11 protein-coding genes are annotated in these 15,245 nt (G+C 31.6%); 3 read left to right on the forward strand and 8 right to left on the reverse strand.

Annotation, left to right across the window (positions count from 1 at the left end):
• The first annotated feature begins 144 nt into the window (after window positions 1–144).
• Window positions 145–930 (forward strand): Ku protein, encoded by a 786-nt coding sequence (locus ACN0WB_RS03715; RefSeq protein ID WP_417428977.1) that lies wholly within the window; start codon window positions 145–147, stop codon window positions 928–930.
• Between the two features lies 1 nt (window position 931).
• Window positions 932–3,457 carry a DNA ligase D gene (ligD, locus tag ACN0WB_RS03720; protein ID WP_417428979.1) on the forward strand — a complete coding sequence of 842 codons (2,526 nt, stop codon included), beginning with the start codon at window positions 932–934 and terminating at the stop codon, window positions 3,455–3,457.
• Here ligD and ACN0WB_RS03725 read toward each other — a convergent pair.
• The 4 genes from ACN0WB_RS03725 to uvrA form a co-directional block, all read right to left on the reverse strand.
• The gene (locus ACN0WB_RS03725; protein WP_417428981.1) at window positions 3,454–4,221 is read right to left on the reverse strand and encodes a class I SAM-dependent methyltransferase; all 768 of its coding nucleotides are present in this window, start codon (window positions 4,219–4,221) and stop codon (window positions 3,454–3,456) included. The genes ligD and ACN0WB_RS03725 overlap by 4 nt on opposite strands.
• A 16-nt stretch (window positions 4,222–4,237) precedes the next feature.
• The gene (locus ACN0WB_RS03730; protein ID WP_417428983.1) at window positions 4,238–4,735 is read right to left on the reverse strand and encodes a GNAT family N-acetyltransferase; all 498 of its coding nucleotides are present in this window, start codon (window positions 4,733–4,735) and stop codon (window positions 4,238–4,240) included.
• A 23-nt stretch (window positions 4,736–4,758) separates the two neighbouring features.
• Window positions 4,759–5,424 (reverse strand): DUF1345 domain-containing protein, encoded by a 666-nt coding sequence (locus ACN0WB_RS03735; protein ID WP_417428985.1) that lies wholly within the window; start codon window positions 5,422–5,424, stop codon window positions 4,759–4,761.
• A 124-nt stretch (window positions 5,425–5,548) separates the two neighbouring features.
• The gene (uvrA, locus tag ACN0WB_RS03740) at window positions 5,549–8,380 is read right to left on the reverse strand and encodes an excinuclease ABC subunit UvrA (RefSeq protein WP_417428987.1); all 2,832 of its coding nucleotides are present in this window, start codon (window positions 8,378–8,380) and stop codon (window positions 5,549–5,551) included.
• Between the two features lie 275 nt (window positions 8,381–8,655).
• Here uvrA and ACN0WB_RS03745 point away from each other — a divergent pair, with 275 nt between their 5' ends.
• Window positions 8,656–9,108, forward strand: a complete 453-nt coding sequence (locus tag ACN0WB_RS03745) for a hemerythrin domain-containing protein (protein WP_417428989.1) — start codon at window positions 8,656–8,658, stop codon at window positions 9,106–9,108.
• Here ACN0WB_RS03745 and ACN0WB_RS03750 read toward each other — a convergent pair whose 3' ends face one another.
• The 4 genes from ACN0WB_RS03750 to purH all read right to left on the reverse strand — a co-directional run bounded on the left by ACN0WB_RS03750 (window position 9,109) and on the right by purH (window position 15,243).
• Complete coding sequence (locus ACN0WB_RS03750; RefSeq protein ID WP_417428991.1) at window positions 9,109–10,455, reverse strand: DEAD/DEAH box helicase; 1,347 nt, start codon at window positions 10,453–10,455, stop codon at window positions 9,109–9,111.
• Between the two features lie 123 nt (window positions 10,456–10,578).
• Entirely contained in the window at window positions 10,579–12,108 is a 1,530-nt protein-coding gene (gene guaA, locus ACN0WB_RS03755) for a glutamine-hydrolyzing GMP synthase (RefSeq protein ID WP_417428993.1), read from the reverse strand.
• 297 nt (window positions 12,109–12,405) lie between these two features.
• Window positions 12,406–13,644 (reverse strand): phosphoribosylamine--glycine ligase, encoded by a 1,239-nt coding sequence (gene purD / locus ACN0WB_RS03760; protein WP_417428995.1) that lies wholly within the window; start codon window positions 13,642–13,644, stop codon window positions 12,406–12,408.
• Window positions 13,645–13,731: 87 nt separating this feature from the next.
• Entirely contained in the window at window positions 13,732–15,243 is a 1,512-nt protein-coding gene (purH, locus tag ACN0WB_RS03765) for a bifunctional phosphoribosylaminoimidazolecarboxamide formyltransferase/IMP cyclohydrolase (RefSeq protein WP_417428997.1), read from the reverse strand.
• Between the last annotated feature and the right edge of the window lie 2 nt (window positions 15,244–15,245).

The following is a 15,245-nucleotide window of genomic DNA, read 5'->3' on the forward strand; positions in this document are numbered from 1 at the left end:
ATCTATTTTATTCACTTCTCTCCCATTTTGAAACTCTTTTTATTCTTTCTACAAGCATTTTTTTAAATCTAAAAAAAATTAAAATTAAAATTGCACGTTTTTTGAAGTTGAATTTCTGTCTTACAATATTTTAAAAATAAAAGTATGAAAGCAATTTGGAACGGCGCGATTGGATTTGGCCTTGTAAATATTCCCATCAAAATGTATTCTGCAACAGATGACAGTAATTTAGATTTAGATATGCTTGATTCGCATGATTTAGAGAATATTAAATTTAAGCGTGTAAATGAAAAAACTGGAAAAGAAGTATCATATTCCGATATTGTAAAAGGCTATTTAATTGATGATCATTATGTAGTTTTAAAAAAAGAAGACTTTGAAGCAGCAAGTCCAGAAAAAACCAAAATTTTTTCTATAGAACAATTTGTTAAAGAAGAAGAAATAGATTCCGTTTATTTTGAAAAACCTTATTTTTTAGAGCCTCAAAAAAATGGAGAAAATCCTTATCGTCTTTTAATTAAAGCTTTACAAAAAACAAAAATGGTAGGTGTGGGAACTTTTGTAATGCGAGAAAAAGAAGCTCTAGCTTTAGTTAGACCTTATAATGACTCTATATTAATTTTAAATAAATTACGTTTCCCGCAGGAAATTCGTGATTCTAAAGATTTAAAAGTTCCCACTAAAAAAGATCCAAAACCTGCAGAATTGAAAATGGCCATTTCTTTGATTGAACAATTATCAGATAAATTTAAACCAGAAGAGTTTAAAGATACTTATGCCGAAAAACTTTTAAAAATCATAAAACAAAAAGCCAAAGGAAAAACTGTGAAAAAAGTTGAAGTAAAAGAAGATTCAGGCAAAGTTGTTGATTTAATGGCGCAATTAAAAGCAAGTTTAGAACAACCAAAAAAAGTAAAAAAAGCGTCTTGATATGAGCCTAAAAGAGTACAAAAAAAAACGAGATTTTAAAGAAACTTCAGAACCAAAAGGTAAAAAAGAAAGTAGCGAAAAGAAATTAATTTTTGTCGTTCAAAGACACGCTGCATCACGTTTACATTACGATTTTCGCTTAGAAATGGACGGTGTTTTAAAAAGTTGGGCAGTTCCAAAAGGTCCTTCATTAAATCCAGAAGACAAACGTTTGGCTATGAAGGTAGAAGATCATCCTTATTCTTACCGAACATTTGAAGGTTCCATTCCAAAAGGTAATTATGGTGCAGGAGAAGTTGAAATTTGGGATTCTGGGACTTACGAAGCAATGCAAAAAGTGGAAGGAAAAGAAGATGATTTGGTTTTAAGAAGTGAACTTCACAAAGGTTCATTAAAATTTATTCTTCACGGCAAAAAATTGAAGGGCGAATTTGCTTTAGTAAAAATTAAAAATTCTAAAGATGAAAATGCTTGGTTGTTAATAAAACACAAAGATCAATTTGCTAAAACAAATTATGATGCAGAAGAACATATTGCGAAAAATTCTAATGTTTCAAAATTTTTAGAAGAAAAAAATTCTATTAAAAAAAAAGTTGAAACTGTAAAGAAATTTAAAAATTATACACCCTCTTTAAGCAATGAGAAAAAATTAAAAGATTTTATTAAGCCTATGCTTGCAAAAACTGCAGAAGATGCTTTTGACAGAAAAGACTGGCTTTTTGAAATAAAATGGGATGGTTACCGCGCCATTGCAGATTTAAGCAAAGATATTCCTTTACTCTATTCTCGAAATGGTTTGTCATTTAAAGAAAAATTTTTCAAAATTTCAGAAGCTTTAGAAATACAAAAACATAAAATGATTTTAGATGGTGAAATTGTTGCTTTTAATTCTAAAGGAAAACCAGATTTTCAAAACTTGCAGCAATTTGGTGATAATCCAAATATGGCTTTAACATATCAAGTTTTTGATCTTCTTTGGCTCAATGGTCATTCTACTGAAAATTTGACTTTACTTGAAAGAAAAGAGTTATTAAAAAAAGCTTTAGAAGAAAATGAGGTAATAAAATATTGCGATCACGTTTCTGAAAAAGGCAAAGAATTTTTTAAACAAATTAAAGAAATGCATTTAGAAGGCATGATGGCGAAAAAATCTGATAGTAAATATGTGGAAAACAGCCGTTCTGATTCTTGGTTAAAAATAAAATTTCAGCAAACTGAAGATGTAATTATTTGCGGATTTACAGAGCCAAGAGGATCTAGAAAAGCTTTTGGCGCATTAATTTTAGGTAAATATTTAGATGAAAAACTGATTTACTGTGGACATACAGGAACCGGATTTAACAATGAAAAGCTTAAAGATTTAGAAAAGATTTTTAAACCATTAATTACAAAAAAATGCCCTTTTGAAGAAGTTCCTAAAACAAATTCTCCAGCAACCTGGTTAAAACCAAACTTAATTTGTGAAATAAAATTTACAGGAATTACTAAAGATGGTATCTTTCGACATCCAGTTTTTTTGGGATTACGTGAAGATAAGGATTTAGAAGATTTAAAAAATGAAAAAAATTCCGAAAAATTTGATAAAAAAAAATCAAATAAATTAAAAAATGAAGTTTCAAAAGCTTCTAAGAAAATTGAAATTTTAAATTTGAAACTTACGAATCAAGATAAAATTTATTTTCCTGAAAATGGCTATACTAAAGGAGATGTGATAGAATATTATCAATCTGTTGCAAAATATATTTTGCCGCATTTAAAAAATAGACCGCAATCTTTAAATAGATTTCCGAATGGAATTAAAGGTTTAAGTTTTTACCAAAAAGATGCAGGAAATGATGCTCCAGATTGGATTGAAAAAGTTGAAATTCATTCGGATTCCAATGATAAAGAAATTAATTATTTGATTTGTAACTCCAAAGAAAGTTTAGCTTATCTGAACAATTTGGGTTGCATCGATTTCAATCCTTGGAATTCTACAATAGAACATTTAGAAAACCCGACTTGGATGGCGATTGATTTGGATCCATCAAATAAAAATACTTTTGACCAAGTTATTGAAACAGCATTGGTAGTAAAAGAAGTTTTAGATTTAGTAAATATAAAAGGTTTTTGTAAAACTTCAGGAAGTTCCGGAATTCATATTTTCGTACCCATGAACAATCAATATTCCTTTGAACAAGTGAAAAATTTCGCACATATTTTAATGCAAAAAGTGGAGAAAAAATTACCAAAAATAACCACTTTAGAACGCGCTTTGAAAACTAGAAGTGACAAAAAAATCTATTTGGATTATTTGCAAAATCGAAGCGGACAAACCTTGGCAAGTGTTTACAGCATTCGTCCGAAAGAATTTGCGCCCGTTTCTATGCCTTTAGAATGGGAAGAATTAAAAATGGGCTTAAAACCAACTGATTTTAATATTGAAAATGCCTTGGAAAGAATAAAAAAAAATGGTGATTTATTTAAACCTGTTTTAGGAAAAGGAATAAATATGTTGAAAGCATTGGAAAATCTCTCGAACGCTTAGTTCTTAAAAACCAAAGGTAGAATCTCATTTTCCTTTAAAGAATATTTTTTTCGCTCCTCAGATGAGAATTTTCTTGAATAAAAATTAGCATCTACTTTAAAACCAACACTTTTCAAGCGATCAAAATAATCCATTCCGTACCAACGAACATGATCATATTGCCCAAAATGTTTTTGCCGTTCTTTAGGATCTTTAATGTTAAAATCCTCATAAGTTTTTTCTAAAGAATTTTTCATTGGAACTTGGAAAATTCCCCAACCGCCGGGTTTCATCACGCGAAATAATTCTGACATCGCTTTTCTATCATCTTCAATGTGCTCTAAAACGTGGTTACAAAAAACAACATCAAAACTTTCATCTTCAAAAGGTAAATTTAAAATATCGGCTTTTACATCTACAATTGGAGAAAATAAATCGGCTGTTAAATAATCTAAATTTTTCATCATTTTGAAACGTTTAAAAAAAGATTGTTCTGGCGCCATATGAAGAACTTTGTAATTTTTAGTAAAAAAATCGGTTTCATTTTTTAAATAAAGCCACATTTGGCGGTGTCTTTCTAAACTTAAAGTTCCCGGTGAAAGTGCGTTTTCTCTTTGTTTTCCATAACCATAAGGCAAAAATTTGCGATAAAAATTATTGTCAATTGGATCATGGAATTGATTTCCTTTAAAAAAAAGAACAATTACTGGACGAAAAAAAACGCTCAATGAAATCAGCCACGGTCGTGGAATTTTATTAAGTAGAAATTTTGCTATTTTTTTCAAGAAAATGGATTAAAAATTAAATTCCTACAGTTTTTGAACGACGTTCCAAAAGTACAATATCGCGCCATTTATTATTCATTTGTGCAATTTTTTCGCGTCTTCCAACAGTTACAAATCCTAACTTATGATGAACTGCAATACTCGCTTCATTTTCTGGAAAAATTCCGGATTGTAAAGTCCAGAATTCTTTTTCTTCAGAATCTAAAATTAATTTTTGTAGTAACATTTGTCCGAGACCTTTTCCTTGCGCTTTTGCAGTTAAATAAATACTTACTTCTGCCACACCACGAAAACAATCTCGGTTGCTCACTGGCTGAATGGCCGCCCAACCTACAATTTCATTATTTTCATCTTCTAAAATCCATCTGCAAAGATTAAAATGTTTTGTATCCCAAACTTCCCAAGTTGGCGCTTCTTTATCAAAAGTGGCATTTTCAGATTCTATACCTTCAGTAAAAATTTTTAAAACCACTTCCCCATCGTCGGGTTGCATTTCACGGATTTCGTAGTTCAAAATATATAGGTTTTTAAGTTAAATTAGTTGCTTAATCCTGCAATTATATTGATAGTTAAAGCAACTACAAAAGTATTCATAAAAAATGAAATTAAACTGTGGACTAATGTTATATTTCTAAGTTTTTTGCTAGTTGTTTCAACATCAGAAACCTGAAATGTACAACCGATACAGAATGAATAATATGCAAAATCTAAATAATCGGGATCTTCGTCGCCTGGAAAATCTAAACCTTCTGCTTGTTTTTTATTTCCATTTTCATCCTCATCATAATATTCGTGAGCATAATGAAAAAGAAATTGGGTATGAACCGTTGCCCAAGCCAAAATCATGGCGGAAATTACTGTTGGAAGATAGTATGAAGTTTCACGAACTGCATCGTCTTTTGAAGTAATGAGTAATAAAATGGCAAACATACTTGCAACAGAAGAAATTAGAATAATTAGAAAAACAAAAATTGCACTTCCATCATCTTCTCGCGCTTTTCTTCTGATACCTTCTAAATTTCTTTTGAATACGATAACCCAATTTAAAATTAAAAAGACAATTGCAAAAGCCACCCAAGAAAAAGTGATAGAAAATAGAAATTTTATATCTGAAAAATGAGCGGAAAATCCAACAATTGCGGCAATTATAAAACTAATTATTGCTCTGTAAAGGGGTTTTGATTTTAAGATATATTTAATCATTTTATTTAATTTTAATAATTTAATATTATAAAATAACTTTAAAATTTCTCTTCACCGCTAATTTTAATTTGAGATATTTTCGAAATTCTCTTTCGGGACAAATTTTGTAGTATCACTTAAAAAATCATTCTAATTCTTTCTTCAAAAACCTCGCTGTCAAAGATTTTTTAGATTTTGCAACTTGCTCCGGCGTTCCTTTTACCACGATTTCTCCTCCATTTTTTCCTCCTTCTGGACCGACATCAATAATATGATCGGCTAATTTTATAACATCCATATTATGTTCAATAATAATAAAAGAATTTCCTAAATCGACCAATTGATTGATGGCTTCCATCAACACACGCACGTCCTCGAAATGTAGTCCAGTTGTCGGTTCATCTAAAATGTAAAGTGTATTTCCGGTATTTCTTTTGGAAAGTTCTGTTGCCAATTTTATGCGTTGTGCTTCACCGCCAGAAAGCGTTGTAGATTGTTGTCCGAGAGTGATATAACCCAAACCGACATCCTGCAAAGTCTTCACTTTAATAAAAATTTTAGGAATCGGCTGGAAAAATTCTACGGCTTCATCAATCGTCATTTCCAATACATCAGAAATTGATTTTCCTTTGTAGCGCACTTCTAAAGTTTCACGATTAAACCTTTTGCCGTGACAAGTTTCACAATGCACATAAACATCGGGTAAAAAGTTCATTTCTATGACTTTCAAACCGCCGCCTTGACAAGTTTCACATCTTCCGCCTTTTACATTAAACGAAAATCTTCCCGGTTTGTAACCACGGATTTTACTTTCTGGCAATTCTGAAAATAAATTACGAATATCGGTAAACATTCCTGTGTAGGTCGCAGGATTTGAGCGCGGCGTTCTCCCAATCGGCGATTGGTCAACATCTACAATTTTGTCAATATTTTCAATTCCTTCGATTTTTTTATACGGCAATGGTTCTTTTACGGCTCTGTAAATATGTTTATTTAAAATTGGATAAAGCGTTCCATTGATTAAAGAAGATTTTCCACTTCCTGAAACTCCGGTTACAACAACTAATTTTCCAAGAGGGATTTCGAGGTTTACATTTTTTAAATTATTTCCTGTTGCACCTTTTAAAATAATTGATTTCCCATTGCCTTCTCTCCTATTTTCTGGAATTTTAATTTTTCTTTTTCCAGTAATATAATCTGCAGTTATAGTGTTTGCTTTTAATAAATCTTTGGGCTTTCCTTGCCACAAAATTTCACCGCCAAATTTCCCCGCTCTCGGTCCAACATCTAAAACTTCATCAGCTTCCAGAATCATATCCTTATCGTGCTCCACAACGATTACAGAATTTCCGATATCTCGTAAATTTTTTAAAGAAGCAATTAATCTTTCGTTATCTCTTTGATGCAAACCAATTGAAGGTTCATCTAAAATATAAAGAACATTTACAAGTTGCGAACCAATTTGTGTAGCGAGACGAATTCTTTGTGATTCGCCACCAGATAAAGTGCGTGAACTTCGGCTTAAACTTAAATATTCTAAACCTACATTCAATAAAAATTGCAAACGCGTTCTAATTTCTTTTAAAATTTCGTGGGCAATAATTTTTTTTGTTTTATTAAATTTTGGTTCAATTGAATGAAGCCAATCCATTAATTCTGAAAGAGGTAGCGCATTAATTTCAGCAATATTTTTACCGTCAATTTTAAAACTTAAACTTGAAGCCATTAAACGAGTTCCATCACATACTGAACAAATTTCTTCAGTTGTGAAATGTCTTTCTATTAAAACCGCATCATAACTTTCTTTGTCTTCAACTATTTCTTCCAAAATAGAAATCAAACCATCGAAATTGACCTTTATTTTTTTTGTAATTCCAGCGAGTTTTAAGTCTTTGCTAATTTCTTTATGACAACCATTGTAAATATAATTTATGGCTTCTTCCGGGATTTTATTAAAAGGAGTTGATAAATCTAAACCAAAGATTTCAAGAATATTTTTAATTTGTCCGAGAATCCATTTATTGGATTTAATGTCTTCTAATGGTAATAAAGCACCTTGATCAATGGAAAGTTTTGGATTTGTAACAAAAAAATCTGTATTAATTCTTTTTACCATTCCCAAACCTTTGCAATTTGGGCAACTTCCTTTTGGAGAATTAAATGAAAATGTATTTGGTTCAGGCAAAGCGAGGGAATTCCCGCTATCTTCGTCCATTAAATTTCTGGAAAAATATTGAAATTCATCACTTTCAAATTTTTGAATTCCAACCAAACCTTCTCCCATCTGCATAGCTGTTTTCAGTGATTTTTCCATTCTGGCTTCCGAAGCATTTTCGCCAATAATCCAGCGGTCAATTACGACATCGATATCGTGGGTTTTGTAGCGGTCGAGTTTTAAATCGTATTCAATATCTTGCAACTCACCATCAATTCTTGCTTGGCTGTATCCTTTCTTAGCTAATTGTACAAAAAGTTCATGATAATGTCCTTTTCTGGAACGCACAACTGGCGCTAAAAGCAACACTTTTTCACCTTGATAATTTTCTTTAATGGTTTCTAAAATCTGTTCTTCTGTGTAACTTACAAGTTTTCTGCCTGAAGTTTGAGAATAAGCGTCGGAAACGCGCGCAAAAAGTAAACGCAAATAATCGTAAAGTTCAGTTACCGTTCCAACCGTCGAACGCGGATTTTTATTAGTCGTTTTTTGTTCAATAGCGATTACGGGGGAAAGTCCATCAATTTTATCAACATCTGGACGTTCTAATCCGCCTAAAAACTGTCTCGCATAAGCCGAAAAAGTTTCAATATAACGTCTTTGTCCTTCCGCAAAAATAGTATCAAAAGCAAGTGATGATTTTCCACTTCCAGAAAGTCCGGTAATTACAACCAGTTCATTTCTTGGAATTTTAACGTCAATATTTTTTAAATTATGTTCTCGAGCACCGTAAACCTCGATGTATTCTTTGCTATCGCTCATTTAATCTTTAGAATTTTGATTGCAATTATTCAAAATTTGCAATTTTACAAAAATACGGAATTTTTAGGTTTAAAAATAATATCATGATGTTAAGAAAGGTATAAAACTCGAGATATTTTTTAATGGCTAAGTCACTAAAAGTTTTTAAATTTTTATGTTTTTGAGGCAATTTTAAAGGCGCTCATTTTAAAGATGTTTTTATAATTTATAATCTTTAATTTCAATATACTTAAAAGCAATTTTCGTAAATTTGAGAAAATAAAGATTTCAGAAATATGGCACCTATAAAGAGACATCCTGCTTTAATAAAATTGAGTCACGATCATCATTTTACGCTACTTTTAGGTTGGAAAATAAGAGAAGGTTTAAGTAAAAATATTTCAATTGAAAGAATTTCAAACTATGTGAAATTTTTCTATGAAGAAAATTTGAAAAAACATTTCCGTGAAGAAGAAGAAACAATTTTTAAATTATTACCAATTGATAATCCTAATCTTAAACAAGCACTTTTTGAGCACGTAAAATTAAATGAATTAGGAAATTCTGACCTAAATTCTACTGAAAAATTAGAAGAATTTGAAAAATTATTGACGGCTCATATTCGATTTGAAGAACGCACTTTATTTAAAGAAATTCAGCAAGTTGCAACAGATGAAGAACTTCAGAAAATTTTAGAAATGCCGCATCACGATTGCAATGATTTTTGGAGAGATGAGTTTTGGAAATAATTATTTTCTCCGTTTCGCTTTCGTTTTTGCTTGACCTCTATTTGAAGGTTTTGTTTTTGGTGGATTTCGTTTGGTTGGACCGCCAAGATTAATTTTTCTATTTTTTTCCTTCTTCTCATGAAACGCACCGCCGCCTTCGTACATTTTTACTGGTGAGATATCCTTCATGATTACTTCGTCTTTTTCGGAAGCAATTTTTATCGGGTTTATCGCCACATTTTTAGGGAAATCTTGAAGAGTAATTTCTTTGTTCATCAAAAGTTCAATTTCCAAAAGTGATCTTTCTTCAGCTTCAGTCACAAATGAAATTGAAATTCCGTCTTTTTCCGCTCGACCTGTTCTACCAATTCTATGAATATATTGTTCTGGGATTTCAGAAATTTCAAAATTTATAACATGGGTAATTTTTGAAATATCGAGTCCACGCGCCATAATATCGGTGGTAATAATTCCTCGTAAATTTTCGTTTTCAAAATTCCGCATTGCGCGTAAACGGTAATTTTGAGATTTATTAGAATGAATGACGTCAAATTCCCCAGGAAATAATTCGTCAATTTTTGTAAATAAATAATCGGCGTGTTTTTTATTATTACAGAAAATTAGAACTTTAGATAAATCTTCGTTGCTTTCTAAAAGATGTTCAAGCAAATTAATTTTAGTATTAAAATTTTGAACTTTATATGCAATTTGTTCAATTTTTTCTAAAGGTGTTCCAGATTTTGCCAAAGAAATTTCAATTGGTCCCGCGAAATATTCTTCCAACATTGCATCTACATTTTCTGTCATAGTCGCAGAAAAAAGAATATTTTGTCTTTTCTCTTTCATCATTTCGAAAATGTGTGTGAGTTGGGGACGAAAACCTAAATTCAGCATTTCATCAAATTCATCAATCACCAATTGCTTTACTTCTTTTAAAGAAATTGCATTGTCAATCGCCAAATCCATTACTCTTCCGGGCGTTCCAACTAAAATATCGCAACCATTTTTAAATAATAATTTCTGGGTGTTGATATTTTTGCCACCATAAATTCCGATGATTCTTGCTGTAAGATTTTGGGCTAAATTTTCTAAAATTTCAGTCACTTGAACAACTAATTCTCTAGTTGGAACTAAAACCAAAATAGTTGGATTTCCAGTTTTGTTATATTTCCATTGTTTTAAAACGGGAAGTAAATACGCCAAAGTCTTACCTGTTCCAGTTTGAGCAATTCCCATCACATCACGTCCTGAAAGAATGTGACTAAAACTTTTTATTTGAATGGGAGTAGGTTCAAAAAGATTTTCATCTGCTAAAACATCGAGAATTTTTGAAGGTAAATCGAAATCTGCAAAGGTTTTTATTTCCATTTTGCAAAGATAGTTATTTTGGGTGGAGATTTTTAATCCCAAAAAAAAGTATGGTTATAAAGTTGAAAATTTTGTTTTCTAATAAAAAAGGTAAAGAGTTATTAAAAATATTTTTTTTCACTATTATTCCCACTCAATCGTAGCAGGTGGTTTGCTGGAAATATCATAAGCAACCCGATTGATTCCACGAACTTCATTGATAATTCTGCTTGAAATTAAATCTAAAAATTCGTACGGAAGTCGGCTCCAAGTCGCGGTCATGAAATCGATTGTATTTGCGGAACGAACAACCGCGGTATATTCGTAAGTTCTTTCATCTCCCATTACGCCGACAGATTTTACAGGAAGCAAAACTACGAAAGCTTGCGACACTTTTTCATATAAATCATTTTTGTATAATTCTTCAATGAAAATATCATCGGCTTCTTGTAGGATTCTTACTTTTTCTGCATCTACGGCTCCCAAAATTCTTATTCCTAAACCGGGTCCTGGAAATGGATGGCGGTAAACTAAATGGTGCGGAATTGCTAGTTCCTCTCCTACTTTTCTTACTTCATCTTTAAATAATTCTCGCAAAGGTTCTAATAATTGAAAACCCATTTCTTTCGGTAAACCTCCTACATTATGATGTGATTTTATCACGGAAGATGGTCCTTTTACAGACTGACTTTCAATAACATCTGGATAAATTGTTCCTTGAGCAAGAAATTTTGCGCCTTCAATTTTTTTTGATTCTTCATCGAAAACTGCCACGAATTCGTTTCCAATGATTTTTCGTTTTTGTTCGGGATCTGAAATGTCTTTTAACTTATTTAAAAATCTTTCTGAAGCGTCAATTAATTTAATGTTTAAATTAAAATGATCACCGTAATTTTTCATTACTTTTTGATCTTCATCTTTGCGTAAAAGTCCTGTGTCAACAAAAATACAAGTTAATTGATTTCCGATTGCACGATGAATTAAAACTGCAGCAACAGAAGAATCAACTCCGCCAGAAAGTCCAAGAATTACTTTTTGATCGCCTACTTTTTCTTTGATTTCAGAAATTGATTTTACAATATAATCTGTGAGAAACCAGTTTTTTTCTGCTTTACAAATTTTGAAAATAAAATTATTCAGTATTTTTTGACCTTCTTCTGTATGTGTTACTTCTGGGTGAAATTGAATGCCGTAAATATTTTTTTGTGAATTGCTGATTGCTGCAACTACACCCGATTTTCCGTTGATTTCAAAGTTTTCTGGAACTTTTTCTACTTCATCAAAATGACTCATCCAAACGACAGAATTGTTTGAAACGCCGTCAAATAATGAGCAATTTTTGGTCATTTCTAATTCTGCTTTTCCGTATTCTCCTTTTGTACCACGGGAAACTTTGCCACCCAATAAATGCGTGATCAATTGCATTCCATAGCAAATTCCTAAAATTGGAATTCCCGCTTCTAATAATTTCTTTGAAATTAAACTGGCGTTTTCAGAATTTACAGAACTTGGTCCGCCAGATAAAATAATCCCAACTGGTTTTTTGTCTAAAATTTCTGAAACTGGAGTATTGAAAGGAATTATTTCTGAATAAACTTCCATCTCACGAATTCTTCTACCAATTAATTGATTGTATTGGGAGCCGAAATCTAAAATTAATATACCGTTTTGCATGTTTTATTTGTAAAGTTGTTGAGATGTAAAGTGTCAAGTCGTGAAGTTGTAATGTTGTTGAGTTGTGGAGTTTTTGCTTATTTTTATTAATTTTCAAATCAATGATTTCATGTGTTTTTTTATTAAAATTTTTGAAATTCGTTTTTTAAAAAATACTATTCAAAAAAAGCGAATTTGTAACTAGCCCCGATTGCAGCGACATCCTTTTGTGATGAGGAACGAAGAGCAAAAGATATAGCGAAAAGCGGGAAATAGCTCCAAATAAAAAAGACGCGAAATAATCACGTCTTTAATTTTTTAAAATTTACCAATATCTGTGCGGTAATAAGCGTAATCAAACTTAATTGGAAGTGCGTCATTGTAAACTTTCTTACGCGCTTCATCAAAAGTATCGCCTGTTGCAACCAAACTTAAAACTCTTCCTCCGGATGTTACAATTTTCTTCGGTTCTTGTGTTGCACCAGCAAATAAAAGCGTGGAATTTTCTACTTTATCTAAACCTCTGATTTCAAATCCAGTTTCGTAATTCTGTGGATAACCGCCGGAACACATCACTAAACAAACTGCTTTTTTATCTGAAAATTTCAACTGAATATCTTCGCCATTTAAACAGGAAGTAATGGTATCAATTAAATTATTTTCTAAAAGCGCCATCAAAACCTGAGTTTCTGGATCACCGAGACGCATATTATATTCTAATAAATAACAACCTTTCGGCGTTACCATTAAACCAAAGAAAATAAAGCCTCTGAAATTTAAATTTTTATCTTGTAAACCTGCAATGGTTGGTTCTAAAATATTTTTTTCAAAATCTGCTTGGTTTTCTGGAGTCCATTCTGGACTTGGCGCAGCTGATCCCATTCCGCCTGTATTTGGACCTTTTTCGCCGTTTCCAGCTTTCTTGTAATCTTTCGCAGGAATACATGGAAACAATTTTTTACCATTTGAAAAAGCAATAATAGAAACTTCGTATCCAACTAAATATTCTTCAATCACTAATTGAATTCCGGCATCGCCATAAATTCTATCAATCATAAATTTGTGAATTGTAGCATTTGCTTCTAAAATATCTTCACAAACAACAACTCCTTTTCCGCCGGCTAAACCGCTTGCTTTAATTACCAATGGATAAGAATGTGTTTTTACATAATCCATTGCTTCGTGATAAGCGTCAAAAACTTCGGCTTTTGCAGTTTTTATATTGTAAGTCTGCATAAATTTTTTAGAATAAGCTTTACTGCCTTCTAATTCTGCACAACGCGCCGTTGCACCAAAAATCTGTAAATCATTTTTTCTAAATTCATCTACAATTCCATTTACCAAAGGCGCTTCTGGACCAACAATTGTTAAATCTATATTTTCTTGAATAGCCAAATTGCGGAGTGAAATAATGTCATCTTCATAATAATTTTGACCAATAGTTTCTGTAGTTGCATTTCCATGAGCAAAAAATATTTTCGAAACTCTCTTGTCTTGTTGTAATTTTACGCCTAAAGCTGATTCTCTTGCGCCGTTACCAACGATTAATATTTTCATAAATTTAGTCTTGTTATTTTATATTACAAATTTAGTTATTTAATAAATGGAGGTCAAATTTAGTTCCAAGTTTTTCATAATTATTTTTTAATGAAAGAAATGTCGCATTCCTGTAAATACCATTGGAATTTTATTTTCGTTTGCTGCTGAAATAGATTCTTCGTCTTTCATAGAACCACCTGGCTGAATGATTGCGGTAATGCCTTCTTTTGCACAAAAATCTACAACATCTCGGAATGGGAAAAACGCATCAGATGCGAGAACTAAATCGCCGGAAAATTTTTCTTTAGCTCTTGAAATCGCTTGTTCTGTCGCCCAAATTCTATTGACTTGTCCACCGCCAATTCCTAAAGCTTGTGTTCCGTTTGAAACAACTATGGCGTTAGATTTCACATATTTTACAATTCTTTGGCTAAAAAGAAGCGCTTGATTTTGCGCTTCATTTGGTTTTTTTTCTGTAACACAATTTAAATTTTCTGAAAATTGATTATCAGAGGATTGAACTAACATTCCACCATCAATTTTCACCCAAGTTTGCGTATCTGAAACAGGATTTTTAATTTTAATAATTCGCAAGTTTTTTTTCTTTTTTAATATTTCTAAAGCCTCTTCATCAAAATCTGTTGCGGCAACTATTTCTAAAAATGTTTTATTTAATTCGGTTGCGGTTTCTACATTTACTTTAAAATTCATTCCAACAATTCCACCGAAGATAGACATTGGATCACATTCAAAAGTTTTTTTAAAGGTTTCTAATTCTGAATTTCCAACTGCAACTCCACAAGGAGTAGAATGTTTAACGGCGCAACAAACCATTTCTTCTTTAAATTCATTGACCACTTTCCAACACAAATCTAAATCTCGTAAATTATTAAAAGATAATTCTTTACCGCCCAATATTTCAAAATCTTTCATCGCACCATTTTCGACATTCGAAACATAGTACGCTGCTTTTTGATGTGGATTTTCGCCATATCTTAAATCTGAAACTTTCTTATAAGATGCTTCAAGATAATCCGGAAATTCTTCATTTAGCAACATTTTAGAAATTGCGGCGTCATAAGCTGAAGTTAAATTAAATACTTTTCCCGCTAATTTCTTTTTTGTTTCAAAAGAAACTTCGCCGGTTTCCATTTCATTTTTAACTAAATCATAATCTTTTACATCTGTTAAAACGACTACATCTTTAAAGTTCTTCGCACCAGAACGCAACATTGAAGGTCCACCAATATCGATGAATTCTATTTTATCGGCTAAAGAAATATCAGAATTTGCATTTTCAAAAAATGGATAAAGATTAACAATCACCATATCAATTAAACCAATTTTATGAACTGCAACTGTTTTCATGTGATCTTCATTTTCTCTTAAAGCCAATAAACCGCCATGAATTTTTGGATGTAAAGTTTTCACTCTTCCATTCAGCATTTCTGGAAAATCTGTGATTTCATCTATTTGAATTGGATTTAAGCCTGCTTCTTTTAAATGTTTAAAAGTTCCGCCAGTTGAAATAATTTCAAAGTTTTTACTTTCTAAAAATTGAGCAAATTCTATTAGATTGCTTTTGTCTGAGACGGAAATTAAAACTCTTTTTTTCATAA

The sequence above is a fragment of the Halpernia sp. genome, from assembly GCF_048269545.1.
Lineage (GTDB): Bacteria > Bacteroidota > Bacteroidia > Flavobacteriales > Weeksellaceae > Halpernia.

Bases quoted from the DNA above. Each gene is read 5' to 3' on its own strand.
- ACN0WB_RS03715 (WP_417428977.1), top strand. From the start codon at position 145: ATGAAAGCAATTTGGAACGGCGCGATTGGATTTGGCCTTGTAAATATT.
- ligD (WP_417428979.1), top strand. From the start codon at position 932: ATGAGCCTAAAAGAGTACAAAAAAAAACGAGATTTTAAAGAAACTTCA.
- ACN0WB_RS03735 (WP_417428985.1), bottom strand. From the start codon at position 5,424: ATGATTAAATATATCTTAAAATCAAAACCCCTTTACAGAGCAATAATT.
- uvrA (WP_417428987.1), bottom strand. From the start codon at position 8,380: ATGAGCGATAGCAAAGAATACATCGAGGTTTACGGTGCTCGAGAACAT.
- ACN0WB_RS03745 (WP_417428989.1), top strand. From the start codon at position 8,656: ATGGCACCTATAAAGAGACATCCTGCTTTAATAAAATTGAGTCACGAT.
- ACN0WB_RS03750 (WP_417428991.1), bottom strand. From the start codon at position 10,455: ATGGAAATAAAAACCTTTGCAGATTTCGATTTACCTTCAAAAATTCTC.
- guaA (WP_417428993.1), bottom strand. From the start codon at position 12,108: ATGCAAAACGGTATATTAATTTTAGATTTCGGCTCCCAATACAATCAA.
- purD (WP_417428995.1), bottom strand. From the start codon at position 13,644: ATGAAAATATTAATCGTTGGTAACGGCGCAAGAGAATCAGCTTTAGGC.
- purH (WP_417428997.1), bottom strand. From the start codon at position 15,243: ATGAAAAAAAGAGTTTTAATTTCCGTCTCAGACAAAAGCAATCTAATA.